At 71.1% G+C, this 26372-nt stretch carries 21 protein-coding genes; 7 read left to right on the forward strand and 14 right to left on the reverse strand.

The features are described from left to right. Positions 1-21 precede the first annotated feature (21 nt). A complete protein-coding gene (locus tag OG787_RS39250) occupies positions 22-3537 on the forward strand; it encodes a S8 family serine peptidase (protein WP_405538430.1) in 3516 nt (1171 codons plus the stop codon). Between the two features lie 67 nt (positions 3538-3604). On the opposite strand, the gene OG787_RS39255 is transcribed toward OG787_RS39250, so the two are convergent. The 5 genes from OG787_RS39255 to OG787_RS39275 all read right to left on the reverse strand — a co-directional run bounded on the left by OG787_RS39255 (position 3605) and on the right by OG787_RS39275 (position 10301). Continuing rightward, a complete protein-coding gene (locus OG787_RS39255) occupies positions 3605-5230 on the reverse strand; it encodes a CocE/NonD family hydrolase (RefSeq protein ID WP_405538432.1) in 1626 nt (541 codons plus the stop codon). Next, the gene (locus tag OG787_RS39260; RefSeq protein WP_405538433.1) at positions 5227-5841 is read right to left on the reverse strand and encodes a TetR/AcrR family transcriptional regulator; all 615 of its coding nucleotides are present in this window, start codon (positions 5839-5841) and stop codon (positions 5227-5229) included. The genes OG787_RS39255 and OG787_RS39260 overlap by 4 nt, the downstream gene beginning before the upstream one ends. 88 nt (positions 5842-5929) lie before the next feature. After that, the gene (locus OG787_RS39265; RefSeq protein WP_369032888.1) at positions 5930-6586 is read right to left on the reverse strand and encodes a response regulator; all 657 of its coding nucleotides are present in this window, start codon (positions 6584-6586) and stop codon (positions 5930-5932) included. Further along, positions 6583-7899, reverse strand: a complete 1317-nt coding sequence (locus tag OG787_RS39270; protein ID WP_405538435.1) for a sensor histidine kinase — start codon at positions 7897-7899, stop codon at positions 6583-6585. The genes OG787_RS39265 and OG787_RS39270 overlap by 4 nt, the downstream gene beginning before the upstream one ends. A gap of 143 nt (positions 7900-8042) precedes the next feature. After that, positions 8043-10301 (reverse strand): MMPL family transporter, encoded by a 2259-nt coding sequence (locus OG787_RS39275; protein WP_369032886.1) that lies wholly within the window; start codon positions 10299-10301, stop codon positions 8043-8045. A gap of 174 nt (positions 10302-10475) precedes the next feature. Here OG787_RS39275 and OG787_RS39280 point away from each other — a divergent pair, with 174 nt between their 5' ends. The 3 genes from OG787_RS39280 to OG787_RS39290 all read left to right on the forward strand — a co-directional run bounded on the left by OG787_RS39280 (position 10476) and on the right by OG787_RS39290 (position 13044). Continuing rightward, a complete protein-coding gene (locus tag OG787_RS39280) occupies positions 10476-10859 on the forward strand; it encodes a hypothetical protein (RefSeq protein WP_405538436.1) in 384 nt (127 codons plus the stop codon). A gap of 312 nt (positions 10860-11171) precedes the next feature. Next, positions 11172-12047, forward strand: a complete 876-nt coding sequence (locus OG787_RS39285; protein WP_405538438.1) for a hypothetical protein — start codon at positions 11172-11174, stop codon at positions 12045-12047. Between the two features lie 112 nt (positions 12048-12159). After that, positions 12160-13044, forward strand: a complete 885-nt coding sequence (locus OG787_RS39290; RefSeq protein WP_369032882.1) for an esterase/lipase family protein — start codon at positions 12160-12162, stop codon at positions 13042-13044. Positions 13045-13108: 64 nt separating this feature from the next. On the opposite strand, the gene OG787_RS39295 is transcribed toward OG787_RS39290, so the two are convergent. Together OG787_RS39295 and OG787_RS39300 are read right to left on the reverse strand one after the other, a co-directional pair. Next, the gene (locus tag OG787_RS39295) at positions 13109-14077 is read right to left on the reverse strand and encodes a lytic polysaccharide monooxygenase (protein ID WP_369032881.1); all 969 of its coding nucleotides are present in this window, start codon (positions 14075-14077) and stop codon (positions 13109-13111) included. 200 nt (positions 14078-14277) lie between these two features. After that, a complete protein-coding gene (locus OG787_RS39300) occupies positions 14278-14412 on the reverse strand; it encodes a hypothetical protein (protein WP_105972665.1) in 135 nt (44 codons plus the stop codon). Between the two features lie 137 nt (positions 14413-14549). On the opposite strand from OG787_RS39300, the gene OG787_RS39305 reads away from it, so the two are divergent. Further along, positions 14550-15137: a class I SAM-dependent methyltransferase gene (locus OG787_RS39305; protein WP_405538439.1), complete on the forward strand. Its 588-nt coding sequence runs from the start codon at positions 14550-14552 to the stop codon at positions 15135-15137. A 26-nt stretch (positions 15138-15163) separates the two neighbouring features. Here OG787_RS39305 and OG787_RS39310 read toward each other — a convergent pair whose 3' ends face one another. Then, a complete protein-coding gene (locus OG787_RS39310; RefSeq protein ID WP_369032879.1) occupies positions 15164-15670 on the reverse strand; it encodes a DUF402 domain-containing protein in 507 nt (168 codons plus the stop codon). Continuing rightward, positions 15651-16580, reverse strand: a complete 930-nt coding sequence (locus OG787_RS39315; RefSeq protein ID WP_405538440.1) for a GNAT family N-acetyltransferase — start codon at positions 16578-16580, stop codon at positions 15651-15653. Before OG787_RS39315 ends, OG787_RS39310 begins: the two co-directional genes overlap by 20 nt. A 71-nt stretch (positions 16581-16651) precedes the next feature. On the opposite strand from OG787_RS39315, the gene OG787_RS39320 reads away from it, so the two are divergent. Further along, on the forward strand, positions 16652-17020 hold the full coding sequence (locus OG787_RS39320) for a GntR family transcriptional regulator (RefSeq protein WP_369032877.1): 369 nt from the start codon (positions 16652-16654) through the stop codon (positions 17018-17020). An 85-nt stretch (positions 17021-17105) separates the two neighbouring features. Here OG787_RS39320 and OG787_RS39325 read toward each other — a convergent pair whose 3' ends face one another. Further along, entirely contained in the window at positions 17106-18200 is a 1095-nt protein-coding gene (locus OG787_RS39325) for a DUF5925 domain-containing protein (RefSeq protein ID WP_405538442.1), read from the reverse strand. 101 nt (positions 18201-18301) lie between these two features. Between OG787_RS39325 and OG787_RS39330 the strand changes: the two genes are divergently transcribed. Beyond that, entirely contained in the window at positions 18302-19726 is a 1425-nt protein-coding gene (locus OG787_RS39330; RefSeq protein ID WP_405538444.1) for a GH39 family glycosyl hydrolase, read from the forward strand. Positions 19727-19752: 26 nt separating this feature from the next. Here OG787_RS39330 and OG787_RS39335 read toward each other — a convergent pair whose 3' ends face one another. Genes OG787_RS39335 through OG787_RS39350 form a run of 4 tightly spaced genes read right to left on the reverse strand, consistent with a single transcriptional unit; the run spans position 19753 to position 26171 of the window. Then, entirely contained in the window at positions 19753-23550 is a 3798-nt protein-coding gene (locus OG787_RS39335; protein WP_405538445.1) for a lipopolysaccharide biosynthesis protein, read from the reverse strand. Next, entirely contained in the window at positions 23543-24340 is a 798-nt protein-coding gene (locus OG787_RS39340) for a polysaccharide deacetylase family protein (RefSeq protein ID WP_369032873.1), read from the reverse strand. The genes OG787_RS39335 and OG787_RS39340 overlap by 8 nt, the downstream gene beginning before the upstream one ends. Then, complete coding sequence (locus OG787_RS39345) at positions 24337-25335, reverse strand: glycosyltransferase family 2 protein (protein WP_405538446.1); 999 nt, start codon at positions 25333-25335, stop codon at positions 24337-24339. The genes OG787_RS39340 and OG787_RS39345 overlap by 4 nt, the downstream gene beginning before the upstream one ends. Beyond that, positions 25332-26171 carry a glycosyltransferase family 2 protein gene (locus OG787_RS39350; RefSeq protein WP_369032871.1) on the reverse strand — a complete coding sequence of 280 codons (840 nt, stop codon included), beginning with the start codon at positions 26169-26171 and terminating at the stop codon, positions 25332-25334. Before OG787_RS39350 ends, OG787_RS39345 begins: the two co-directional genes overlap by 4 nt. Positions 26172-26372 lie beyond the last annotated feature (201 nt).

Below are 26372 nucleotides of genomic sequence, written 5' to 3' on the forward strand. Positions count from 1 at the left end.
GACGCCTCGGAAAGGAACCCCTTGATACCCCCCGCCCCCGCTCACCGCCCCGGCCGGCGTCCCGGATCCCCCCGCCCGGCCATCGCCCTCACCGCCTCCGTCCTGGCAGCCGCCCTGACCGCCGCCGCCCTCGCCGCCTCACCCCCCGCCGGCGCCTCGGACACCGTGCCGGAGACCACCGACGGACGGACGTCGGTCACCCTGATCACCGGCGACGTCGTCCAGGTCACCGAAGTCGGCGCCGGCCGGCGCTCGGTGCAGGTGGAGGCCGGGGAAGGCCGCTCGGACATCGTCTTCTACCAGCGGGAGGACGCCGGGAACTTCAGCGTCATCCCGTCGGACGCGCTGGGCTTGGTCACCGACGGCACCCTCGACGCCCGGCTGTTCGACATCACCGCCCTGACCCGGAACGGGTACGCCGACCGCGACACGCTGCCGCTGATCGTCCAGCACACCGGGGACCGTACGCCCTCGGCACTCGCCAAGGCCGACGGTGCCACCGTCGGGAAGACGCTGGAGAGCATCGACGCGACCGCCGTCGAGGAACTGCCCGCCGAGGCGGGCGAGTTCTGGGCGGACATCGTCCGCGAGCCGACGTCCGTGTCCGTGTCCGCGATGAAGCTGGAGTCCGGGCTGTCCAAGGTGTGGCTGGACGCCCCGGTGGAGACCCGCGACGACATCGGCAACGCCCAGATCGGCGTCCCGGCGGCCCGCGCGGCCGGGTACACCGGCGAGGGCGTGAAGGTCGCCGTCCTGGACACCGGCTGGGCCCATGCCCATCCCGACCTCCGGGGCAGGGTGACAACGGAACGGAACCTGATCAACGCCTCCGACAACGCCGAGGACGACAACGGCCACGGCACCCATGTGGCCGGCATCGTCGCCGGGAGCGGAGCCGCCTCGGACGGCCGGTACGAGGGGGTGGCGCCCGGCGCCGACCTGCTGATCGGCAAGGTCATGGACGCCGGCGGTTCCGGCTTCAGCTCCACCATCATCGCGGGCATGGAGTGGGCGGTCGCGCAGGGCGCCGACGTCGTCAACATGAGCCTCGGCACCCGGCTGCCGAGCCCGGGCACGGACCCCTTGTCCCTGGCGGTGAACTCCCTGTCGGCGCAGGGGGACGCGCTGTTCGTCGTCTCGGCGGGCAACTCCGGACCCGGTGCCACCACCATCGGGGCGCCGGCCGCCGCCGACGCAGCCCTCACCGTCGGCGCGGTCGACTCCACGGGCGCGATCGCGTCCTTCTCCAGCCGCGGCCCCCGGCTCGGCGACGGAGCCGTCAAGCCGGACATCACCGCCCCCGGCGTGGCCGTGATCTCGGCCCGGGCCAAGGGCACCCCGATCGGCGACGTCGACCCGACAGGCCCGCAGGGCCCGATCGACGACGACTACACCGCGCTGTCGGGCACGTCCATGGCGGCACCGGCGACGGCGGGCGCCGTGGCCCTGCTCGCCCAGGCGCACCCGGACTGGGGCGGGCAGCAGCTCAAGGACGGGATCAAGTCCACGGCGAGTCCGCAGCCGGACCAGGGCGTCCATGTCCAGGGCAACGGTCTCGTCGACGTGGCCAGGGGCACGAGGAAGACGGTGACCGCGTCCCCGGCCGGTCTGAGCACGGGGCTGTTCACCTGGCCGCACACCGCGAACCCGGCCGAGACGAAGGCGATCACCTACCGCAACGGCACCGACGCGCCGGTCACCCTGACCATCACTCCGTCACCGGACGGAGCGACACCGCCCGAGGGCACCCTGAGCCTCTCCGCCACCGAGGTCACCGTGCCGGCCCACGGCGAGTCCACGGTGGAGGTGACGATCGACCCGTCGGCCGGCATCCCGTCGACCGGCGCCTCGTACGCCTGGCGGCTCGTGGCGGCGACGGCCGACGGTGGCACCCGCGTTCAGACGACGGTCGGCGCACGGTTCGAGGAGGAGAGCTACGACCTCGACCTCACCGCCCTCGACCGCAACGGCAGCACACCTCTGTCGCCGTACTCGGCCACGATCGCCATCGACCGTCTCGACCGCACCGGCGCCTCGGTCTTCGCGTCGATCAACACGACCCGGCCCGAGGGTCATCTCAGGCTGCCCAAGGGCCGGTACGGTCTCACCGCGCTCATCAACACCGTGGACCCGGAGACGAAGAGGCCCACCGACCTCACCCTCGAAAGCCGACCGGGGATCGCGCTCGACCGGAACACCTCGATCGAACTCGACGCCCGCAAGGGCAGGCCGGCGGCCGTCGGTGTCCCGGACGACGCGGTCGCGCCCTGGTTCCGTGAGTTCGGCGCCCAGCACACCTCTGTCGACCCCACCGGCACCCGGGAGACCTCGGGGTTCGGCGTCTTCACCCCGTACTACTCGACGACGGCACTGTCCGCCGTACCGACCCCGCCCGCGGACCGGGACGGCACCTACCGCTACTTCTACCGAACCACCCTGGCGGCACCGGCCGAGCCCGGCGCGTTGATCGGCGGTCCGGTCTACGCACTGGTGGAGGAGAAGAAGGGCGGAATTCCGGGCCGCCTCTCCTACGACGTCCCGCTTCGGCGACTGGCCAAGGTGGAGGCCTCGTACGGCAAGCGTGACGGTTCGCGTGCCGGCGGGGCCCGGATCATCTCGGGCTTCGTGGGCGGCCAGACCAGCCTGATCACGGTCGTACGCAATGCACCGCTCGCCGCCACACGGGTGGAGTACTACAGCGCGGACCCGGATGTCACCTGGACCGGAGTCCTCGGGCACTACATGACTCCGGACGACGGCTCCTACTACCCGCTCGGACGGCAGCACTCCAACCCGCGTACCTACAAGCCGGGTACGACCACGCAGGAGACCTGGAACCAACCGGTGGTCGGCCCGGCGCTGCCCTCGAACGGGCAGTTCCTGACCCGCACCGGAAACCGCGTCGCACCGGAGTTCTCGCTCTGGGGGGACTCGGACCCGAGCCACTACAACTGGAACGACCGCGCGTTCAGCCAGGGCGTGGCGACCCTCTACCGGGACGGCACCGAGGTCGGCTCGCTGAACCGCCCCTGGCCGGACGAGGAGAACTTCGACAACTTCACCAACTTCTGGACCGTGCCGTCCGAAGCCGCCGACTACCGGCTCGACGTCTCCGCGTCCCGCAGCACCAGCTGGCACGGCCAGCGCTCGCAGCGCGTCCAGGCGAGCTGGACGTTCCGGTCGGCGGCCACCGACGCGACCGCCCCGCTGCCGCTGACCGTACTGCGCTTCCAGCCGCCGACCGACCCGAACGGCATCGCCCCGGCGGACACGGAGTTCACGATCCCGTTCACCGTGCAGCAGCAGGGGCCCCGCCGTCACCGAGGCCTCGACACGGTGAAGGTCGAGGTGTCGTACGACGACGGCGCGACCTGGACGACCGTCCCCACCCGGGTCAGGGGCACCACCGGGAAGGCCGTCCTGACCCACCCGGCGGCCTCCGCCACCAGCGGCTGGGTGACCCTGCGCGCCGGCGGTGAGGACCACTCGGGCAACACCTTCAGCGAGACGATCACCCGGGCGTACCCCATCGGCTGACGGACCGACGGAACACGGGCCGGCCCGGGGCCGGGTGGGAGCGCGGTGTGCTCCCACCCGGCCCCGCTCAGCGCGCTTCCCGTACCGGCAGGACGATCGCCGAGGGCTGTGCGGGATCGTGGAATACCTGCTGGTCGGCGGCGCGCAGGGTGGTGGCGGTGGCGCGGGGCTCGCCGGTGCCGGGGTTGCGGTTGTAGCGGGGGAAGGCGCCGCTGGAGATCTGGACGCGGATGCGGTGACCGCGCTTGAAGCGGTACGCCGTCGGCCACAGCCGTACGGTCACCCTGGACGGCTCATCGGCATCCGTCAGACCTGTCAGGCCGTCGCACACGTTGGTGGACCGTCCCCGCTCGTCGACGTCGCACAGGCGGACGAAGACGTCGGCGTACGGCAGGCCGGAGCGGAACCAGATCTCGGCCTCGACCTCGCCGATCACCTCGACGTCCTCGTCCAGTTTGGGAGTTGTGTAGGTGACGACGTCGGGGCGGGCTTCGAGGGCGGTGTTGTCCGCGCGGCCCGATCTCACCCCCACGGCCATACGGACGCCGCCGACGGCCGGGGTGGGGTCGGCCGGGTCGTAGCGGTAGCCGTCGGGGGCCGATTCGGCGGGCGCCTCGGTGGAGAGACCGCCGTCCGGCTGGAGGTGGAAACGGCGCGGTTCGTAGCCGGGCGGCGGCCAGGACGGGAAGTCGCGCCATTTCTCCTCGCCCATGACGAACAGGCGGACCGGCGCCCGGTCGGCGGGCTGTCGGCCATGGGCGTACGCCAGTCCGAAGTCGAGGGCCTCGGCCGCGGCCGTCCGGCTCACGCCCATGGAGATGTGCGCCCAAGGGCCGATGGTGAGCCGGGCGGTCCGTCCGGCCTCCTGAAGGGTGCGGAAGTCACGGATCTGGCCGGGCACGAAGATGTCGAACCAGCCGCCGACCGTGCTGACCGGAACGGTGACGTCGGCGACCCGCTCGCTGTGGTCGAGGACCTGCCAGAACGCCGAGTCGGCGTCATGGGCGAGGACGTCCTGGAAGTAGGGGGAACGGCGGCCGGTCGCCGCGGTGTCCGCCTGGTCGAGGGGCAGCGTGTACCAGGCGCGCCGTTCCTTCGGCAGCCGCCGCAGCTGGTGCAGCAGCGCGAACCGGCGTTCCTGGTCGGCCACTTGGAGGCCCCAGCCGAGCGTGGCCTCCAACGAGAAGGACTCGGTGCGCAGGAACTCCAGGGTGAAGGCGGACTCCGACACCGCCGGGATCATGGCCTTGACCTGAGGGGGCAGGGCGTCGGCCACCGCCCACTGGGTGAAACCGAGGTAGCTGCCGCCGTACAGCACGACCGCCTCGCCGCACCAGGGCTGCCCGACCAGCCAGTCCAGGGTGTCGAGGCCGTCCTCGCGCTCGCACCGCAGCGGGTCGAAGCCACCGCCGGAGCCGAAGGTGCCACGGGTGCTCTGGACGAGCACCTGGAAGCCGCGCTCGGCCAGCGGCCTGGCCAGCTGCACCGCGATCATGCCCGACCTGCCGTACGGGATACGGACGAGCGCGGTCGGCAGGCCCGTGCCGCCGGCTTTCGGGGTCCAGCGGTCGGCCAGCAGTTCGGCGCCGTCGCGCATGGGGACGCGCAGACCGCGTTCGACGGCCAGATCCCTGGTCGGGGGCGGGGACAGGCGCAGCATGCGCTGGACGAGCCGACTGCTCAGCCGGCTCACCGGGGACCTCCGTCGGGGGACGTACGGCCGCCGCCGGTGAACACCGGGGCGAGACGGAGCAGGCGCCGCGCCAGCTCCTCGGGGTCGAGCGGGTCGAGCGGATCGGCGCCGTCGATCAGCCAGTCGTTGACCACCGCGCCGGTGCCGGCCGCGACGAACGCCGCCAGATCCCGCGCGACCTGCTCGTCCAGCTCACCGAACAGCTCGCGCACGGTCTTCGCGTTGGCTGCGCCGAACAGGCCGTTCAGCGTCCTGGTCATGGCGAACGCGCACGAACCGGTGAGCATCGCACGGTAGAAGGACCGGTGCGCCGCGAAGTGCCGCGCCATCGCCTGCACTCCCGAGAAGGCGTCACCGCTCTCGTCGGCCTCGGTGATGAGTTCCCGCCGGACCAGGTCCGCGGCTGCCTCGACGAGCAGCACGTCCCGGTCGCCGAACTGTAGATAGAGCACCTGCCGACTGACGTCCGCGGCCTCGGTGAGGTCGGTGACCGGGATGGCGGTGGTCCCACGCTCGGACACCAGCCGTACGGCGGCTGCCATCAGGGCGGCACGCGAGCGAAGCGCACGGCGGTCCTGGCTGCGGGGTGGGGCGGCGGGTTCTGGCTGCATGCCCGGGATAATATACAGGTGTTAATTAATAGGCGAGTGTTGAATAGTTGCCGTCCGTGAACGCCCGCCCGGTGTGGCGCCGACGGACTCAGGCCGGACGCACCAGACCGACGTCGTACGCGAAGATCACCGCCTGTACACGGTCCCGCGCGCCGATCTTCGCGAGGATACGGCTGACGTGGGACTTCACCGTGGACTCGGCGAGGTGCAGGCGCTCGGCGATCTCCGTGTTGTTCGCGCCGCCCGCCATGGCGGTCAGGACCTCCCGCTCGCGTTCGGTGAGGTCGGCGAGCCGGAGTTCGTGGCCGGGGGCGGGGCCGGCCCGCCGGCTGGTGAAGGTGTCGATCAGCTTGCGGGTGACACCGGGGGAGATCACGGCGTCCCCGGCGGCCACCGCGCGGATCCCGACGACGAGTTCCTCGGGCCGCGCGTCCTTGAGGAAGAAGCCGCTGGCTCCGGCGCGCAGCGCGTCGTACGCGTACTCGTCGAGATCGAAGGTGGTCAGCACCAGGACACGGGAGCGGCCCCCGGACTCGACGATCCGCCGGGTCGCCTCGATGCCGTCCATGCCGGGCATGCGTACGTCCATCAGGACGACGTCGGGACGCAGTTCGGCGGCCTTGCGGACCGCCTCGCTGCCGTTGGTGGCCTCGTCGACGACGGTCATGTCGGGCTCCGCCTCCAGCAGCATGCGGAAGCCGAGGCGTTGCAGGGTCTGGTCGTCGACGATCAGGACGGTGGTCATGCCGGGGGCTTCTCCGTGGTGTGGGCGGTGCCGGACGGGGGGTCGGTGAAGAGAAGGGCACGGACGCTCCAGCCGCCGTGGTCGTTGGGGCCCGCGGTGACACTGCCCTGGTAGAGGGCGGCACGCTGTCGTATGCCGACCAGGCCCTGGCCGCTGCTTGGCCTGGTGAGGCCGGCCGGCAGGGGGTGCGAGGGGCCGGTGTCCTCGACGGTGAGGTGAACCGTGCCGGGGTCGACGGCCAGGACGACGGTGACGGCGGTGTCGCGGGCGGCGTGCTTGAGCGTGTTGGTGAGGGCCTCCTGGACGATGCGGTAGACGGCCAGTTGGAGTCCCTGGGTCAGGTCGGTCAGCTCTCCCTCGGTACGGAGGGCGACGGTCGGGCCGGCTGCCCGGACCCGTTCCAGCAGGGCCTTCAGATCGGCCAGCCCCGGCTGCGGGGCGAGCGGTGCCTCGCCCCGGGTGTCCCGCTCGTCCCCGACGACGGCGAGCAGCCGGCGCAGTTCGCCGAGCGCGTCCCGGCCGCTGTCGCCGATGATGCGGAGCGTCTCCGCACCGGCTTCCGGCTTGGTCCGGGCGAGGGAGGCGGCGCCGTCGGCCAGGCCGACGATGACGGCGAGGGTGTGGCCGAGGATGTCGTGCATCTCCCGGGAGACGCGGGCCCGCTCCCGGGCGGTCGACAGCCGGGCCTGCTGGTCGCGCTCCTTCTCCAGGGCGAGGATGAAGGTGTTCGCCAGCCGGCCGGCCAGGCCCAGGCAGGCGAACGCCGTCACGAGGAGCAGCGCCAGCATCAGCACCACCCAGGAACGGGTGGCGTGGGCGACCTGGCCGGCGTCCCAGAAGAGGGTGCCCGCCACGGTGATCTGCGCCAGGGTGACGGCGGTGGCCAGCGCCGCCCGACCAGGCGCGGCGAAGCGGCCCATGTTGTACAGGGCCACGACCCACGACGAGTTGGCTCCGGTCAGGATCCCCAGGAAGGCGACGGGCATCGAGACGACCGTGATGACGGCCCAGACCAGCGTCGGCCGCCGCTCCCGCCACAGCAGCGGGACGGTGAGTCCCAGCGTCAGCGCCAGCTTCACCGGGATGTTGGGACCGAAGTCCGGGTCGAACACCTCGGAGACACCGAGCAGGGTGCAGAAAGCGGGCACGGTCCAGCGCCGGATGCGGGGGTGCGCCCGGTCGGCCAGCCGCCATCCCGCCAGCCGGGTGATGATCGAGACGATCGCCCGCTGGTCGGGATCGTCCGACAGCGGCCGGGGCAGCCGGACACGGTCGGACGGCGCCGCCGGCGCGGCTGCGTTCGATGCGGTCACTCTGTACGCCCTTCACGGTGCGGGCGGGCCCGCCCGCCGGCCTCGGGGGAGTGGACCGGCGGACGGGGGCTCGGGGGGACACGGCCGGCCGGGCCCCGACGCCCAGATGGGGATCGTAAGGCCGTGCGGTCGGTGCTCTCGCGTCAGTGCTTGCGGGCCAGCTTCTCGGTGTCGCCCGCGGTGTCGGCGTCCTGGCCCGCCTCCTCATGGCCCGCGGGCGCCGTGGACGTCTGCCGTGCCTCCAGCGCGTGGCGCAGCTTCTCGCCCTCGACGTCCACGTCGGGCATGATCCGGTCGAGCCAGCCGGGCAGGGCCCAGGCGCGGCGGCCCAGCAGGGTCATCACCGCCGGGACGATGGTCATCCGTACGACGAAGGCGTCGAAGAGGACGGCGGAGGCGAGGCCCAGTCCGATCGACTTGACCAGCGCGGTGTCGTCCAGCAGGAACCCGGCGAAGACGGAGATCATGATGATCGCCGCGGCCGTGACCACCCGGCCGCCGTGCCTGAACCCCGCGACGATCGCCTCCGTGGGCTCGGCCCCGTGGACGTACTCCTCGCGCATCCGGGTGACGAGGAAGACCTCGTAGTCCATGGCCAGGCCGAAGACGACGCCGATCAGCAGGATGGGCAGCACGCTCACGATCGGCTGGGTCTGGTCGACGCCGAAGACGTCCTTCAGCCAGCCCCACTGGAAGACCGCCACCAGGACCCCGAGGGTCGCCACCACACTGAGCAGGAAGCCGAGCGCGGCCTTGAGCGGGACCAGGACCGAGCGGAACACCAGCAGGAGCAGGATCAGCGCCAGGCCGACCACGATCGCCAGGTACGGGATCATCGCCTCGGCCAGCTTGGTGGAGACGTCGATGTTGACGGCGGTCGTGCCGGTGACCATCAGGTCCGCGCCGGTGTCCTTGTGCAGGGCATCGCTGTGGTCGCGGATGTCGGCGACCAGGTCCTTGGTGGCCTGACTGGTCGGCGAGCTCTTCGGGATCGCGGCGATCAGCGCCACGTCACCGGCCTCGTTGAAGGCGGCCGGACGGACGGCCGCCACGTCGGGCAGCTCGCTGATCGTGGCGTACGCGTTCTCGGCCGCCGCCTTCGGGTCGTCGCTGTCGCGGGCGTCGACGACCACCGTCAGCGGGCCGTTGAAGCCCGGACCGAAGCCCTTGCTGAGGGTGTCGTAGGCGACGCGCTGGGTTGAGCCGGGGGAGGCCATGCTGTCGTCGGGCAGGGTCAGACGCAGGGACATCGCCGGAATGGCCAGCAGCCCCAGGCCCACCACCGAGACCACGAGCATCTTGACCGGGTTGCGGGTGACGAACCGGCCCCAGCGCACGCCCATCGCCTCGCGTTCGCCGCGCTCCTCGGCGCGATGGCGCTCGCTGGTCAGCTTCCCCTTCATGATCCGCATCCCGGCGAAGCCCAGCACGGCGGGCAGCAGGGTCAGCGCGATGACCACGGCGACGGCGACCGCGAAGGCGGCGGCCAGGCCCATCGTGGTGAGCATCTTGATGCCGATGACGCTCAGTCCGGCCAGCGCGATGACCACGGTCAGCCCGGCGAAGACGACCGCGGAGCCGGCGGTGCCCAGGGCCCGTCCGGCGGCCTCCTCGGGCTCGTGCCCGTCGCGTATCTCGCCCCGGTAGCGGGACACGATGAACAGGGCGTAGTCGATCGCCACCGCCAGGCCCAGCATCAGGGCCAGGGTGGAGGAGGCCGAGGCCATGTCGAAGAACTGGGTCGAGACGGTGATGCACAGGATCGCCACGCCCACCCCGATGAGCGCGGTCAGCAGCGGCAGCCCGGCGGCGATCATCGAGCCGAAGGTGATGACCAGCGCCACGGCGGCCACGGCGAGGCCGATCAGTTCGGCCGCCTTGCTGGCGGCCTTCTCCTGCACGGCGTTGCCGCCCAGGCTCACCGTCAGTCCGGCCCGCTCGCCCTTCTCGGCGACCTGGTTCAGCGCCTCGGAGGCGGAGTCGGTGAGGTCCGCCTTGGGCACCTCGTAGGTGACCTGGGCGTAGGCGATCGTGCCGTCCTCGCTGACCAGGCTGTTGCGGAAGGGATCGGTGACGCTCGCGACCTGAGGTGCCTTCTCGAGGTCGGCGACGAGGGCGGAGATCTCGGTCTTGTAGGCCGTGGAGGTCAGCTTCTGCCCGGCGGGCGCCTCGAAGACGACCCGGGCCGTGGCACCGTCCGCGGCGGCCTGCGGGAACTCCTTGCCCAGCAGGTCGATGGCCCGCTGGGACTGGGTGCCGGGCAGGGTGAAGTCGTCCGTCGTCTTGCCGGACACGCCGGCGGCACCGATACCGACGGCGGCGAGGACGACGATCCAGAGCATCAGGAAGAGCCGTCGGCGCCGGAAGGCGAGCCGGCCCAGCCGGTAGAGGAACGTGGCCACGGAAGTACTCCCAGCAGGAGATGGATCCAGGGGCTGGATCACTGGAGGGCGGGGCTCGATCGACCCCGCGCTCACGCTAGGAGCGCTTTTCCGTCGTTCTCCGGCACCGCGGGACCGAATCCGGCGGGCGGGCAGTACCGGGGTACTGGCTCGGCTCGTCCTCAGGGGGTGTCCGTGTCGGGGGACTCCGCACCGGTCGCCGTGGTCTGTACGGCGGCCGACTGCGCGGTCGTGGCGCGCTGCGCCGTCTCCAGCGCGTGCAGCCGGCGCTTGATGTCCCGCAGTTCGGTGCGGAGGGTGTCGGGACGGTTGATCCTGGTCAGGGGTGCTCCTGGCCGGTGTGACGGTCAGCTGGACCTGTTCCTCGCCCGCGTCGTTGCCCGGGGTGACGACGGTGGCGGCGTCGCCGACCTGGTAGGACCCGAGGACGGGTTCGAGGTCGGCGTGCGAGGGGCCCTGCTGGCCGAGGCGGGGCGTGCCGACGCGCAGTCCGCGAACGTGTACTTGACCGTCCACACGACCCCGCCCCGGACGAGCACGCCGTCCCGCTCGACATAGAGGGCGGCGCGTCCGGGCTCGGTGAGTTCACGGGGGTGATGGACCGTCACCCTCGGGTCGCCCAGCGGCAGGCCCCCGCCTTTGTTCGCCGTCGCAGCTAACGGAGGGTCAACTCCCGCTAGTCGGCGCGGTGTTGATGTCTCCAGGGCGCCAAATCCAACGGGACCCGCAAGTGTGATGTGAGTCAACTCGCGTTTCGGGCAGGTAACGATGCGCCGGGTGTGACGGAGGGGAAATCGACGACATCCAGATGCCCGGGAGACGCGAAATGAACGTGTGACCGTCCTCTGCGTACGCTTCGCACCGCCTCCGATGTGCGGGCCCGTCCTCCCGCAACTCCTCGCTCTGCTGGGCGAGTTCACACCCGCCGTGGAGGCTCTGCCGCCCGCCGGAGCGCTGCTCGGTCCGCACGATGGCGTACGGCGATCAGGGCGGGACGCCGTGGAGGTGGCCGCGGCGATCCGTACCCAGGCCCTGGCCCGTCACGGCGTGGACTGTGCCGTCGGGATCGGCCCCGGGCCGACGCTGGCCCGGCTGGCCCTGGACGGAGCCGCTCCCGGGACGACCCGTGTCCTGCCCGAACACCCCGACGCGCTCACGGAGTTACTCGCCCCCTACTCCGTCACCGCACTCCCCGGAGCCACCGACACCACCGCCCGCATCCTCGGCCGCCACGGCCTCGACACCCTCGGCCGGATCGCCGCGGCACCGCCCTCCGTCCTGTGCCGCCTCCTCGGTACGGAGGCCGGTCGCGACCTGCATGACAAGGCGTCCGGCATCGACCGCGGCCGAGTCGTGCCGAACGTCATTCCCGCCCACCGTCTGACCGCCGAACGCGCCCTGTCCGCAACGGAGTACCAGCGGACCGCCCTGCTCTCGGCGGCCGAGGAACTCGGTGCCCGACTCCGCGCACTGGAGAAGGAGTGCCGCACGCTCACCCTCACCCTGCGCTACACCGCCCACCCCGCGGAGACCCGCAGTCGCACGCTCAGGCGGCCGACCGCCCGCTCCTCGGCCCTCACCCGCGCCGCCCACGGGATGTACGAGGCGCTCACCCCGCAGCCCGCCCGGGTCCACGGACTCGCCCTGCACGCCGAGGAGTTGACGTCGGCCGAACTCCGGGCGAGTGGATCGGAGGCCCAATATCACAGCAGTCGACCACCGCTGAAAGTTTTTACCGACGCGTAACTTCCACGTTGTGCTACTCGCCCGTAACTTGACGAGTGAACAGCATCCTCGTGATCCGGATCACAGGGCGTAGAGCCGTCGTAACTCCCTTGAGCCGCAAGGAGATCACTCGATGCTGCCCTGGAAACGCGTCCTCAGATCCCTCGCCAGACCTCTCGCCGCACTGCTGATGACCGCCGCGGCGACCCTCGTACCCGTCGCCGCCGCGCAAGCCGAAACGCAGGCCGAAGCCGCCGTCAGCAGCGGCTGGAACAACTACTCCTGCAAGCCGTCCGCCGCACATCCCCGCCCCGTCGTCCTCGTCCACGGCACCTTCGCCAACGGCATCGACAACTGGCTCACCCTCGCGCCGTATCTGACGAACCGTGGCTACTGCGTCTTCTCGCTCGACTACGGCCAACTGCCCGGCGTACCCCTCTTCTACGGCCTCGGCCCCATCGACGAGTCGGCCGAACAGCTCGACGCCTTCGTCGACAAGGTGCTCGCCGCGACCGGCGCCGCCGAGGCCGACCTCGTCGGCCACTCGCAGGGCGGCATGATGCCCCGCTACTACCTCAAGTTCCTCGGCGGCGCCGCCGAGGTGAACACCTTCGTCGGCATCGCGCCCAGCAACCACGGCACGACCCTGAACGGCCTCACCAACCTGCTGACGTACTTCCCCGGGGCCGCGGACCTGCTCACCACGGCCACCCCCGCCCTCGCCGACCAGGTCGTCGGGTCCGCGTTCCTCACGAAGCTCAACGCGGGCGGCGACACCGTCCCCGGCGTCCGCTACACGGTCATCGCCACCCGGTACGACGAGGTGGTCACGCCGTACAGCAGCCAGTTCCTGAGCGGAACCGGCGTACACAACGTCCTGATCCAGGATCTGTGCCCGCTGGACCTCTCCGAGCACGCCGCCGTCGGGCTGCTCGACCGGATCGCGTTCCACGAGGTGACGAACGCCCTCGATCCGGCGCACGCCACCGCCACCACCTGTCTGTCGGCGATCGGCTGACCCCGGTCGGGGAGCGTCCGCCGGGGCCTGGCCGGCCTGAGCCGCCAGTCAGGCCCCGGCGAACTCAGTGGCCGTGTCGTCCGCCGCCACCCACCGCGCGCCGGCGGACCGAGAGCAGCAGGGCCGCGACACCCAGCGCCAGGGCGCCCGCGCCGCCCACCGCGAGATACGGGGTGCCGCTGTCGCCACCGGTCTCGGCGAGGTTCGCCACGGCGCCGGCGGCCTGGGGTTGCGCGACCGCTTCGGTCGTCTCAGGGCTCGCCTCCGGGCTCGGCTCCGCCGAGTGGCCCGCGTGTTCGACCGTCGACTCGTCGGCACCGGCCTCGATCTGCTCCTCGGAGGGCGCGGAGGCACTGCTCGACGGGCTTTCGTCCGGACCGCTCGCACCCTCGTCCGCACCGAACGTCACGTCGGAGCACGAGTAGAAGGCCTCCGGGCTGTCCGAGCGCTGCCAGATCGCGTACAGGAGCTGCTTGCCGGAACGTTGCGGCAGGGTGCCGGAGAACGTGTAGAAGCCGCCCGCCGCGACCGGGTCCGTCGCCGTCGCGACCGGGTGTTCGAAGTCCAGGTCGGCCCAGGACAGGGGCTGCGCCGGGTCGTAGCCCGGCTTGGTGAGGTACACCACGAAGGTGCCCTTGTGCGGGGCGGTCACGCGGTACCTGAAGGTGTACGAGCCGCTACTGACGCCGGTCGCCGGCCAGTCGGCGCGGGGCAGGTCGAGGCCCTTGAACTCGTCGTTGCCCGCGCTGCACAGCTCGCCGTCCGGGATCAGCGCCTGGTGCCGCCCGCCCGCGTCACCGATGCGGATGCCGTTCCAGTCGTAGAGCGCCTGTGTGCCGCCCGCCGCGACCGCCGCCCGGCACGCGGCCGACGTCGGGTTCTCGGGGCCCTCCGCGTAGCACTGGGCGACCCTGCTGACCGGGTCGCCCATCGAGCCGTGCGCGGACGCGGGCGCCGCGGGCAGGGCCAGCGGGGCGATGCCGAGGGTGGTGACGGCGGTGATCGCGGCGGCCGTACGGCGGCGTGCGCGCATGCGGGATCTCCTCGGAACGGTTCTCGGGGGGCGATCAGAAAGCTAGCCCCAAGAAACCGCGAAATCGCCTGCTGGAGGCGGGTGAGGGAGATCCTTATGGTCGGCTTAAGGGAGGGTTCGGACTGCGCTCAGGTAGGGAGCGTGCGCGACTCGTGGGCGCACGCCCGGCGGGCGGTCCGGTCCTCGACGGCCGGCGGCGCTCAGCCGTCCGGCCACCACGTGCGTGCGATGTCCTTTCGGACCTCGGGACGCTCGGTGACGCGTTCGTCGACCTCTTCCCGCACGCGGCGGGCGTCCGACTTCTTCAGGGGCTTCTGCACGGTTACGCGGCGCATGGCTGCCTCCTTCGGTCCACCGGGTTCCGCGTTTTCACGGAGATAGACCGTTCCCGGGAGGGTGACTCATCGGCGCCGGTCTGTCAGTGGCGGCGGTCACGATTCGATTGTCAGTGGTGGGTGTCACTCTTGGCCGCATGACGAACACCGACTGGGACGCGGAAGCGGCCACTTTCGACGACGAGCCCGACCACGGCCTGCGCGATCCGGGCGTGCGTGAGGCCTGGGCGGCCCGGCTGCGGTCCTGGCTGCCCGACCGCCCGGCCGACGTCCTCGACCTCGGCTGCGGCACCGGCAGCCTGTCGCTCCTCGCGTCCGAACAGGGACACCGCGTCACCGGCGTGGACGCGTCCCGGGCCATGGTCGAGCAGGCCAGGGGCAAGCTGGCGGGCCGGGCCGCGGTGTTTCTCTTCGGTGACGCGGCGGCGCCTCCGGTGGGGGAGGAGCGCTTCGACGTCGTGCTCGTACGACACGTTCTGTGGACCCTGCCCGACCCCGCACGCGTGCTGCGGCACTGGCAGGGACTGCTCAGGGCCGGCGGGCGAATGGTGCTGGTCGAGGGGGTGTGGGGGACGGTCAGCCCGGTCGGCATACCCGCCGACACCCTTACGGGGTTGCTCGCGCCCCTCGCCGCCGACGTGCGCGTGGAGCGGCTGTCCGGCGACGCGAGGCTGTGGGGGCGCGAGGTGGAGGACGAGCGGTACGCGGTACTGGCCCGGTTGTAGGGCCTCTTGCTCGGTCGCAGAGTCTCTCAGGCGAGCAGCTTCTCGAAGCCGCCCTCTCGCGCCAGCGACTCCAGTTCGTCGAGCGCCGCCACGGCGGCGGACGCGGCCCGCGGGTCCGACTCCGCCAGACCGCTCTCCTCGAACTCGTCCTCGTCCAGCCGTCGTACGTCCGTGCCGTCGGCGGAGCGCCACAGGTCCAGGTCGAGATCCTCGACGACCAGGTCGGTGCCGGTGAGCGTGGCCGGGCGGGTGATGTCGCAGTACCAGCCCTTCAGCGTGCCCGACGGGTCACGCACCTCCTTCACCGAGTACCAGCGGTCCCGCCAGTAGTACTCCGTGAACATGTCGCCCGGTTCGAAGCGGACGAAGCCGAAGTCGCGGACTCCGTCCGTGGCCCAAGTGGCGCGTACGGCGAGTCGTGTGCCGTCGTCGTGGAGCAGCTCGGCGGGGTAACGGATCTTCGTGCGGCCTGCTTTGACGAGTACGACGTTCAGTGTGGGTGTGGGCGTGGGCTCAGATGAGTTCGCGGACATACCGCACCTCCGTTGCGCAGATCTCGTAGCCGAACCACTTGTTGATGGCGATCATCGGGCCGTTTCCGGCGTCGTTGCCCGTCAGGGCCTCCGTGTACCCGGCGGAGCGGGCGCGGTGCAGGGAGTCGTTCTTGGCGAGCTTCGCCAGGCCCCGGCCGCGGAAGTCGCGGGCGGTGCCGGTCATCACGGTGCCGTAGCGGGTGGCGCCGTCGGTGCGGGCCGCGCTGAAGGCGGCGGGGCGGCCGTCGACGAGGGCGATCGTGGTCAGTTCGTGACTGAGCAGGGGGTGGTGCCAGGTCTCGCGGAGCCAGGCCTCGTAGTCCGTGAACTCGTAGTCGACATCGCTCGGTTCGTCCGACGTCGTCTCCGCGTCCAGGTCGAACAAGGGGCGTGGGTCGGCGGCGAAGTCGGCGCCCGTGCGGAGTTCGACGCCGGGCGGGGGGTCCTGGAGCGGGGGCAGTGTGCCGCCTGCCAGGTCCAGGCGGAGGAAGTGCGCGCTGCGGCTGGAGCGGTAGCCGTGGTGTTCGGCGAAGGCGTGGTTGCCGGGGGCGTCCAGTACCCAGGCGAAGGACTTCGTCACTCCGGCGGCGGCGAGGTGCCGTTCGGCGGTGCGGACGAGGAGCGAGCCGGCGCCGCGGCCCGTGCGCTCCGGGTGCACGTACACGTTGACGAAGCCCTGGCCGGGTTCCGGGCTGTCGTGGACGACCGCGGTCTGGGCGGTTCCGATGACCTCGCCGTCCTGTTCGGCGACCAGTGCCTGGAAGTGGGCGTCGGGGTGGGCGTGCGTGATGTCGTACGCGAGGGATTTCGGGGTGATCAGGAAGAAGGGGAGGGCCATGTGCCGGACGTGGGCGAAGCCCTCGACGCCGGCGGTGTCCTCGGGGTGGAGTGCGCGGACGGTCACTGTCATGAGCTGGGACGTTACGCGGGGGAGATGCGCGGATGCCTCTTATTTTCCGGCCGGTGCGGGAGAATCGGGGGGTGACCTTGAAGATCCGCATCGATGACAGTGCGCCGCCTTACGAGCAGGTGCGGGCGCAGATTTCTGAGCAGGCTCGGGCGGGGGTGCTGCCGGTGGGGTATCGGTTGCCGACTGTTCGGGGGCTTGCGGAGTCGCTGGGGCTGGCCGCGAACACGGTCGCCAAGGCGTATCGGGCGTTGGAGTCGGACGGGGTGATCGAGACGCGGGGGCGCAACGGAACGGTGGTCGCTGCCGCGGGCTCGGCGGCGGATCGTGAAGCGGCGTCCGCTGCGCAGGCGTATGCGGAGCGGGTGCAGAGGCTTGGGCTGGGGCAGGGGGCGGCGCTCGATGCCGTACGGGATGCCCTGCGGGCGGCCTATGAGGGGTAAGGAGGGTAGTTGCTTCGGCTGCGGGCCGGTGGGGGCTTGTCGCGCAGTTCCCCGCGCCCCTGTCGGGGCGCTCCCCAGCCGGTGATTACAAGTACAGGCCTGCGTCTGCTCCCTCTCTCTGGTCTGGGACCGTTGTTGGGGATGTGCCCCGGCGTAGGGCGTACAGCTCGGCCAGGGTTGCTCCTTCTCGGCCTACGCCTTCCTCCGTGCCCAGCCAGGTTGTTGCCTCGCGGTGGGTCAGGGGGCCGACCTCGATGCGGGCCATGCAGCGGCCGGGGCGGACCACCGCCGGGTGGAGGCGTTCCAGGTCCTCGTTGGTTGTCACGCCCACCAGGACGTTGCGGCCCTGGCCGAGGAGGCCGTCCGTCAGGTTCAGGAGACGGGAGAGGGCCTGGCCCGCCGTGTGTTTGGCCTCGCCCCTGATCAGTTCGTCGCAGTCCTCCAGGAGGAGCAGGCGCCAGCGGCCCTTGCCCGTGCTGTCCTCCTCGCCGATCGCGATGTCCATGAGGTAGCCGACGTCGGAGAAGAGGCGCTCGGGGTCGAGGACGCAGTCCACCTGGCACCAGTCGCGCCAGGAACGGGCCAGGGTGCGCAGCGCGGACGTCTTGCCGGTGCCCGGCGGGCCGTGGAGGAGGAGGAGGCGGCCCGCGATGTCCTCGGGGGTGGTTTTCATCAGGCCGTCCATCGCGTCCGCCACCGGTGCCGTGTAGTTGGCGCGGACCTCGTCCCACGTACCCGCCGAGATCTGGCGGGTCGTACGGTGCGGGCCCCGGCGCGGGGAGACGTACCAGAAGCCCATCGTCACGTTCTCCGGCTGGGGTTCGGGCTCGTCCGCCGCGCCGTCCGTCGCCTGGTCGAGGACCTTCGCGGCCAGCTCGGGCGTGGTCGCCGTCACCGTGACGTCGGCGCCCCGGTTCCAGCGGGACACCAGGAGGGTCCAGCCGTCGCCCTCCGCCAGGGTGGCGCTGCGGTCGTCGTCGCGGGCGGTGCGCAGGACCTTGGCGCCCGGCGGGAGAAGGGTCGCCCCGGACCGTACGCGGTCGATGTTCGCCGCGTGCGAGTACGGCTGCTCGCCCGTCGCGAAGCGGCCGAGGAACAGCGCGTCGACGACGTCGGACGGTGAGTCGCTGTCGTCGACGTTGAGCCGGATCGGCAGCGCGTCGTGCGGGTTACCGGACATGCCGCCATGATCCGGCACACGGACGCGGTGTGCACCCCGTTTCCGCGGTGCGCTGCGGAGGGCTGCCCTCCGGCCGGGTCCCGCCGTTACTGTTGCCCTTGATGGGACGTCATGGGTGGAATTCGGGGGCTCGGCGGTGGCAGCTCACCGCCCTGCTCGGTGTGGGGGCCGTCGCGCTGGCTCTGGTCCTGACCCTGATCAACACACTGCCGTCGAACGGCGGCAGCACCGTGGGTACCTCCCGCGACGGCGACAAGGTGCACGGCACGCCCGCCGCTTCTCCGGCGGTTTCGGAGCCGGACGTCGGGTGGGGGTTCACGCACACCCAGTTCAGCGCCGACGAGGGCGCCGGGGCGGCCGTCGCCCGGGTCGAGGGGCTGCTCTCGAAGGACCCCGGGCTGCCGCAGAACCAGCACATCATGGGCTGGGGCGCCGGCAACCCCGAGCCGGTCGAGGGGCGTTACGACTTCGCTGAGATGGACCGGCGTATCGACTTCGTGCGGGCCTCCGGGGGCACGCCCGTGGTCACCCTGTGCTGTGCGCCGGACTGGATGAAGGGCGGCAAGTCCGGCTCCGACAACACCAATTGGAGCCAGGCCGCCCTGGAGACGGCTCCGACCCGCGCCCACTACAAGGACTACGCCGCGCTCGCCGCGACCGTCGCCAAGCGCTATCCCGACGTACGCCACTTCATCGTCTGGAACGAGTTCAAGGGCTTCTGGAACAACGCCGAGGCCCGCTGGGACTACGAGGGCTACACCGAGCTGTACAACCTCGTCTACAAGGCGCTGAAGAAGGTCGACAAGGACATCATGGTGGGCGGGCCGTACCTCGTCATGGACAGCCTCGACCCCCGGCAGAAACCCGACGCCTCCACGACCTTCAAGGGTCCTTGGGGCGCCATGGACCAGCGGGTTCTCGACGCCTTCGACTACTGGAACAAGCACAAGGTGGGTGCCGACTTCGTCGTCGTGGACGGCTCCAGCTACACGAAGGACGACGAGCTGCTGCCCGACGAGTTCGGGGCGACCGACAAGTTCACGGCTGTGGGGAAGTGGGTGCGGGCGCGGACGCGCGGGCTGCCGTTGTGGTGGGCCGAGTACTACGTCGAGCCCGCCGACGGCAACGACGATCGTACGGGGTGGTCCGAGGCCCGTCGCGAGGCCGTCCAGGCGGCCGGTCTGATCGCGATGGCCAAGGGGGGTGCCTCTTCCGGCTTCTACTGGAACCCGGAGGAGGAGAAGGGGTCCGGCTGCGCCGGGTGTCTGTGGACTCCCACCTCAAGTGGCAGTGGGGGAACGGCACTTCCGATGTTCGATCTCGTCTCGCGGTTCGGGGCGGCCTTTCCGCCGGGGACGCGGTACGAGACGGTTCCGGTGGCTTCGGACGATGTGCCCAACGTGCGGGTGCTCGCCGACGACAAGGCTGTGCTTGTCGTCAATGTTCTGGATCGGCCGATCGATGCGCAGGTGGACGGGAAGAAGTTCACGATGGGCGCGTACGAGGTGAAGTGGCTCAGCCGATAGTCCACTGAGCCACCCACCTCCCTGCCTCACTTCATCGTCAGGAAGCGCTGCACCAGCGACGCCAACAACACCGCCAGCAGCGGCAGCGAGAACCAGAAGCTGCTCTGTAGCCAGCGGAGTTGGCGGACGCTCGGGCGTAGTGCCACCCGGACGATCTCCCTGGCCGTGAGGAGCAGGATCAGGGCGACGGCCGCGAGGCCGCCCACCACCGACCATGGTGTCCAGGTCACCTGGGGGCCGATCGGGCCGGGATCAGGTTTCGCGACCTTGCCCTCCGGCTGTTGCCGCAGCGCGTACATCGTCACGTCGGAGTTGACGAACACCTTCTTCAACTCGTCCCGGCCGTCCAGGTTCTGGAGCAGTCGGCCCTCCCAGGCCGCCGAGTAGCCCACGTCCAGCTGGAGATAGATCACCTGGCTGCGGTTGACCATCAGATACGAGTTGGGGCCCGCGTCCTTGAGCGCCTTCACCAGCCCCGACACCAGTACCGGGTCGGCCGGGGCCAGCGTCGGCACGTACTGCACCTTCTCCATGTCCTTGGCGCCCCACGGCAGGGCCGGGGTGACGTTGTCGACGAGGTCGTTGCTCAGCCACAGCAGGCGGACCGTCGGGTCGTCGTGGGCGTACACGTAGTTCATCGCGGCGACCTCGCCGGGGCGGGTCCGTTCGAAGGACTCGTTGCCCCAACGGGCCACCAGGAAGCCGCCCATGAGGATCAGGCCCGCCATCAGGGCCGCCAGGGGAGCCAGGCTGATGCGGTCCCTGTCCCGTTCCTTCGCTGTCACCCCCGTGCGCGGGAAGAGCGCCAGCGCGGCCAGCAGCGCCGCACCCGGGAGGGCGAACATGAAGACGCGCAGGGCCATTTCGCCGCCGTACGACTGCATGCCGAAGCCGAGGAACGGGACGAAGGTGAGGACGAGCAGGGAGCGTTCGCGGTACTTGTGGTCGCGGCGGCGCCACCAGCCGTAGCAGGCCAGGGTCATGACCCCGCCGGCCAGCAGGACGCGGGTGTAGAGGACGAGCTTGTGGCTCGAACTGCCGCCCTCGATACGGCCGGAGACGCTCGACGACACATTGCCGCCCACTCCGCCCATCCCGCCGAACAGCTCGTCGAAGTGCCCCGACCAGTACGGCTCGGCCATGAAACCGACCCAGACCGCGACGATGACACCGAACAGGATGGGCAGGCCCCGCAGTTCGGACTTGCCGATGACGACCAGGACCGCCAGCACGCCCAGCATCACGAACGGCGTCAGCTGGTGGGCCGGGACCGTCGCCGCGAACAGGGCGATCAACACGGCCAGCAGTACGGCCTGTTGACGGCGGTTCGTCGGCTCGACCTCCGCCTCGCCCGGACGCGTCTTCCCCCAGAGGACTCGCGGCGCCCGGAACCACACCAGCAGGATCGCCGCGAAGACCAGATAGAGGAGGTACGTGAAGCCTTGAGGAGAGAAGTAGTCCTGGCCCACCCAGCCGCTCAGGACGAAGATCCACACTCCGGTCCACTTGGCCCGCCAGCTCGCCCGAAGGGAGCGGGTCAGCAGGAACAGCGGGGCCAGGTACAGGAGTTGCATGGCCAGCGGCCACCAGCGGATGACCTCCGTGAGGTCGTTCACCCCACAGGCCTTCGCCACGAACGCCGCCCCCGCGAAGAAGCCCGGCCAGCTCCAGCGCGCGTCCAGGTCCGGTACGGCGGTCCCGGTCCGGTCGATGTAGTCGAGGAACCCGAGATGCTGCCAGGCCGTCGCGAACCGGGGTTCGGCCTCGATCACGGCAGGCAGCGCGTGCAGCGACACGACCGTCGCGAGCAGGGTGAGAGCCAGCAGCGTGCGGTGCTCCCGGTTGCCCCACAGCAGCGACGCGAACACCAGGACCAGCAGCCCGGCCCCGATCAGCGTCGGCAGCGGCAGGATGGAGATCAGCCCCAGCCCGCCCATCCGGTCCAGGTCGGCCTCGCCCAGGCGGGACGCGGGCACCCAGTAGAGCAGCAGCGCGGCGATCAGCAGACAGCCGAGGACCACTCCGCCGCGGGTGGGCAGCAGGCGCTCGCGCAGGGTCTGGGGAGGCGGTGGCGACGGGTCGGGTGCGGTCTGCGCGGTGCGCAACTCCCGTACGAGGGACGCCTGGGCGGCTCGTACGAGATCGGCGTCCGCGCCCGCCGGGACGGCCGGCCGCAGCAACGAGCCCTCCGTCGGCTCCCGTTCCTCCACGGGCAGCCCCACCACCTCGGGCTGTTTCAGCGCCCAGGTCGGCCGGCGGTCCACGCGCGGCGCCGGTGTCCCGGTGGGTGGGGTCCCCGGGCCCGGGCGGACGTCCGGACGGCGTTCCTGGTGGTCGAAGTCGAGGTGGACGCCCAGGGCGAGGGTGTCCGAGTCCAGTGAGCGTGCCCAGCCCTGGCCGCGCCCCCGGGAGCCCGCCGTCAGGTCGGCGAGGTCCCCGTCCGGTGCCGAGCCCTCGGGGATCGCGTCGGCCGGTGCCGCCCTGACCGTCCGGTACAGCTTCGGCGCGGCGATCGCGACGATCACCGTGAGGGACGAGATCTCCGCGACGCCCGCTCCGGTCAGGCCCATCCGGGGGAGCAGGAGCAGCGTCAGACCGAGCACCAGGGAGCACAACAGGCCCTGCATCCAGGCGAGTCCGGCCGTCCGGCTCTGGGCGCGCAGTACGGCGAAGTACGTCTCCATGACGACCCGCAGCACCGCGCCGACCGCGAACCAGCGCAGCAGCGGCGTCGCCGCGTCCGCGTAGCCCGAGCCGAAGACGCCCAGGATCCAGGGCGCGCCGAAGAACAGCACCCCGGCGACCGGCAGCATGATCCGCGCCATGCGCCTGAGCGCGGCGCGGGTGTTGGCGGCCAGCCGGGCCGGATCGTGCGAGCCCTCGACCGTGAGGGAGGCGCCCATGTTGATGGCGAGCAGGTTGACCGTGCCGCCGATGGTTGTGGTGATGTAGAAGTACGCGTTGTCGGCGGAGCTGACCTGCGAGGCGACGATCACCGGCACCAGGTAGACCACCGCGAGGGAGAACAGCGAACCCGTGTAGTCGCCCGCGAGGAACCGGCCGATCTCCTTCAGCGTCGGCGGCTTCGCGTGCTCCTCGGTCGCCTTGATGTGCCGGGGCACAAGGCGCCGGAACACCAGCCAGCCGAGCGGCAGCACCGACATGGCGATCGCGGCGACCCACGACACGAACACACCGCTCGTCGGGATCGCCGCAGCGAAGGCCACCAGTAGCCCCAGCTTGACCGCCGAGAACACCGTGTTGCCGACCGGTACCCACAGCGCGTTGCGCAGCCCGGTCAGCACCCCGTCCTGGAGCGTGAGCAGGTTCCACAGGACGACGGCGCCGACGAATCCGAGGGCGGGCACCGGACCGTGCAGGAACCGGTACGAAGGACCCCACATGTTCAGCGTCAGCAGGAAGACCCCGGCGGCCAGCGCCACGATCACCGAACTGCCCGCGTACGTACGGAAGATGAACCGTCCGGTGGCGCGGCCCGCGACCGGGATGAAGCGGGCCAGGGCGCCCGTCAGCGTCACCGCCGTGAGACCCGCGAGGAGCTTCATCGCGGCGATCGCGGCGGAACTCTGGCCCACCGCCGACTCGGAGTAGTAGCGGGCGGCGGCCAGCCAGAAGCCGAGCCCGAGCACGGCGGAGATGCCCGTGTTCAGCATCAGCGCGTAGGCGTTGCGGAACAGCTGGCTGCCGCCGCCCTTGCCCTTGCCCAGGCCGGGGAGCCGCAGCCGCCGGCCCGGCCGCTGTCCGGGTGTATCGGCCGAGGGAGCCTCGGCCTCGGTCGTGGGTGTGGTCGTCGTGTCAGACACGGGAACTGATGGCCTTCCGGCGGACCTGACGTGCTCTGCGGACCATGGCGTACCCCTTGGTGAGGGCACGGTCCCGGGCGAAGTCCCGCGCGATGGACCGGCCTTCGGCCAGCCGCGCGAACTCCTCGATTCCGGTGGAGCGGCGCACGGTGACGCGCCGCAGGGCGTACGGACCCTGCTCCCGGCGTGCGAGACCGTTGCCGACGGCGAGCGCCTGCGCGAACCCGGCCGCCCGCACCGCCGCCCGCACCCGGCGGCTGGAGTAGCCGTACGGGTAGGCGAACGACACGGGTACGGCGGCCAGTTCACCGGCGACGACCTCGCGGCAGCGGGTCAGCTCGAAGCGCAGCGTGTCGTCGTCGAGCTGGTCCAGCTCCGGGTGCGTATGGCTGTGGCCGCCGATCTCGACGCCGCTGCCCGCGAGTTCGCGCACCTGCTCCCAGTCGAGCATGGTGTCGAGGCCGCCCCCGGTGTCGTACGGGCCCCTGAGCCAGCCCGTCGACACGAACAGGGTGGCCGGGAAACCGTACTTGGCGAGCACCGGCAGCGCGTGCCGGTGGACGCCCTCGTAGCCGTCGTCGAAGGTGATCAGGAGAGGGCGGGCGGGGAGCGGTCGGCCGGAGCGCCAACTTGCCGCCAGTTCCGCCGTGTTGACGGGCGTGAAGCCCTGGTCGGCCAGGAGCGCCAGCTGCTCGGCGAACGCCTCCGGTGTCACCGACAGGGTCCTGGTCGCGTCGTTCGGCTCGGTGGCGACCGAGTGGTACATGAGGATCGGTACGGGCGTGCTCATGCCGTCCCTCCTTCGGCGCTCCGCTCGATCTCCACCACCGTGAACGTGGGCCCGCCCCGGCGCGCCCGCACACTCCCGAGGACGTACCCGCCCGCCGCCGTCAGCACCCCGGCGACGATCGCGCCCGCGCGGCCCGCGCCGCCCGGCCGGGCCAGCAGGGCGTCGCGCAGACCGCGTGCGACCCCGGCGGGCAGGACCCGGGTGGTGTACCGGCGTTCGGACTCAAGTCCCTTGTCCGCGCCGACACTTCGGGCGACCAGCGCCTTCGACAGGCCCTCGGCGTAGGTGCGGGTGCGGAAGTACCCGAAGTGCTCGCGGACCTCCGGCACCCGGTGGTGGATCACCGCACGGTCGTCGATCAGCAGGACCGCGTCCGGTCTGGCCCTGGTGAGGCGGATGCACAGCTCCGTCTCCTCGCAGCCCAGCGGACGCTTGTCGCCGTCCCGTCCGATGCCGGTGGCGAAACCGCCGGCCGCGTCGAAGGCCGTACGCCGGAAGGAGGCGTTCCCGCCGAGCACGTTGCGGACCTGGACGCGTCCCTCGGGCAGCCCCTTGTAGGTGCAGCCCACCACCCAGTCGAACTCCTCCGGGAACCAGGCCGGCCGGCGGCCCGACGCCCAGATCGGCATCGTACGGCCGCCGACGGCCATCACCCGGGGGTCCGCGTAGCCGTCGGCGAAGTGGCGCAGCCAGTCGCGTTCGGCCACGGCGTCGTCGTCGAGGAAGGCGATGATCTCCCCGTGCGAGGCGGCGATCCCGGTGTTGCGGCCGGCCGACAGGCCGCGCGGGCCCGCGTTGGCCAGCACCCGTACCTCGTCGGTCTCCTTGTACTCCTTGGCCAGCCGCTCCAGGAGAGCCTGGTTGTGGTCGACGACCAGGAGTGTCTCCAGGGCCGGCCGTGACTGCGCCCGCACCGAGGCGACCGCCGCGAGGATGTCCTCCCAGCGGTCCTCGGTGTAGACGCAGACGACCACCGAGACGTCGAGCTGGTTCAAGACGCCTCTCCCCGGCTCGCGCTGAGGATGCGGGAGTGCGAACGGCTGCGCAGGTCACGCCGGTTGGAGCGCTCCTTCAGGATCACCCGCAGCACGCGCAGCCCGTCCCGCACGGCCCGCAGATTGCTCGCGCCGTGGATCCGGAGGTACTCGTGGCTCGGGATCTCCTGCACCTTGAGCCCCGCCTTGACCACCCTGATGTTGATCAGGGTCTCGATCTCGAAGCCGGTGCAGTCGAGGTCGATCTTGTCGAGGCAGTGCCGCCAGAACGCGTTGTAGCCGTAGCAGAGATCGGTGTAGCGGGCGCCGAACTTCTTGTTGACGACCGTGCACAGCGCCCAGTTGCCCAGCTTGCGGATCGGCGTCATGTCGTCCGTGCCGCCGCCGTTGGCGAAGCGCGAGCCCTTGGCGAAGTCGGCGCCCGAGACGAGCGCGGAGACGTACGACACGATCTCGTTGCCGTCCGCCGACCCGTCCGCGTCGACCATCACGATGATGTCGCCGGTGCAGGCCTCGAACCCGGTGATCAGGGCATCCCCCTTGCCCTTGCCCTGCTGCTTCACCACCTTGACGTCGGGCCACAGCCCACGGGCGACCTCGACGGTGTCGTCGGTGGAGTTGCCGTCGACCAGGACCACCTCGTGGATCCAGTCGGGCAGTGTCTTGAAGACGTACGGCAGGTTCTCCGCCTCGTTCATGGCGGGGATCACCACACTCACCGGTGGCGTGATCGCCAGATGGGAGGAGATGGGCCGGTACACGTCGGCCTTGATCGGTTGCTGGTTGGCGACCGCGGGCTCCTCGCCCGAGATCGCCGGTCGCAGAACGGAACTCATGAGTCTGGTCCCTCTCGTCCGGTGGACCGCCCGCCCCTGGGCGGCCCGGTTATGTGTCCGGTTCGAAAGGGGGGTTCTCACTCACGGCATGACGAATGGTTTCTCCGTATCGGTCTCTAGCTGGCTCCGTGCATGCCGGGTGAGCTGGCAAAGCTGGCCGAACGCCTGATCAGGTGTCCGGTCTCGCGGCACGGCTCGGCA

It is taken from the genome of Streptomyces sp. NBC_00075, assembly GCF_045041225.1.
Lineage (GTDB): Bacteria > Actinomycetota > Actinomycetes > Streptomycetales > Streptomycetaceae > Streptomyces > Streptomyces adonidis.

Coding starts and splice junctions, on each gene's coding strand:
- OG787_RS39260 (WP_405538433.1), bottom strand. CDS start 5,841: ATGCAGCCAGAACCCGCCGCCCCACCCCGCAGCCAGGACCGCCGTGCG.
- OG787_RS39265 (WP_369032888.1), bottom strand. CDS start 6,586: ATGACCACCGTCCTGATCGTCGACGACCAGACCCTGCAACGCCTCGGC.
- OG787_RS39285 (WP_405538438.1), top strand. CDS start 11,172: ATGTGCGGGCCCGTCCTCCCGCAACTCCTCGCTCTGCTGGGCGAGTTC.
- OG787_RS39290 (WP_369032882.1), top strand. CDS start 12,160: ATGCTGCCCTGGAAACGCGTCCTCAGATCCCTCGCCAGACCTCTCGCC.
- OG787_RS39295 (WP_369032881.1), bottom strand. CDS start 14,077: ATGCGCGCACGCCGCCGTACGGCCGCCGCGATCACCGCCGTCACCACC.
- OG787_RS39300 (WP_105972665.1), bottom strand. CDS start 14,412: ATGCGCCGCGTAACCGTGCAGAAGCCCCTGAAGAAGTCGGACGCCCGC.
- OG787_RS39305 (WP_405538439.1), top strand. CDS start 14,550: ATGACGAACACCGACTGGGACGCGGAAGCGGCCACTTTCGACGACGAG.
- OG787_RS39310 (WP_369032879.1), bottom strand. CDS start 15,670: ATGTCCGCGAACTCATCTGAGCCCACGCCCACACCCACACTGAACGTC.
- OG787_RS39315 (WP_405538440.1), bottom strand. CDS start 16,580: ATGACAGTGACCGTCCGCGCACTCCACCCCGAGGACACCGCCGGCGTC.
- OG787_RS39325 (WP_405538442.1), bottom strand. CDS start 18,200: ATGTCCGGTAACCCGCACGACGCGCTGCCGATCCGGCTCAACGTCGAC.
- OG787_RS39330 (WP_405538444.1), top strand. CDS start 18,302: ATGGGACGTCATGGGTGGAATTCGGGGGCTCGGCGGTGGCAGCTCACC.
- OG787_RS39340 (WP_369032873.1), bottom strand. CDS start 24,340: ATGAGCACGCCCGTACCGATCCTCATGTACCACTCGGTCGCCACCGAG.
- OG787_RS39350 (WP_369032871.1), bottom strand. CDS start 26,171: ATGAGTTCCGTTCTGCGACCGGCGATCTCGGGCGAGGAGCCCGCGGTC.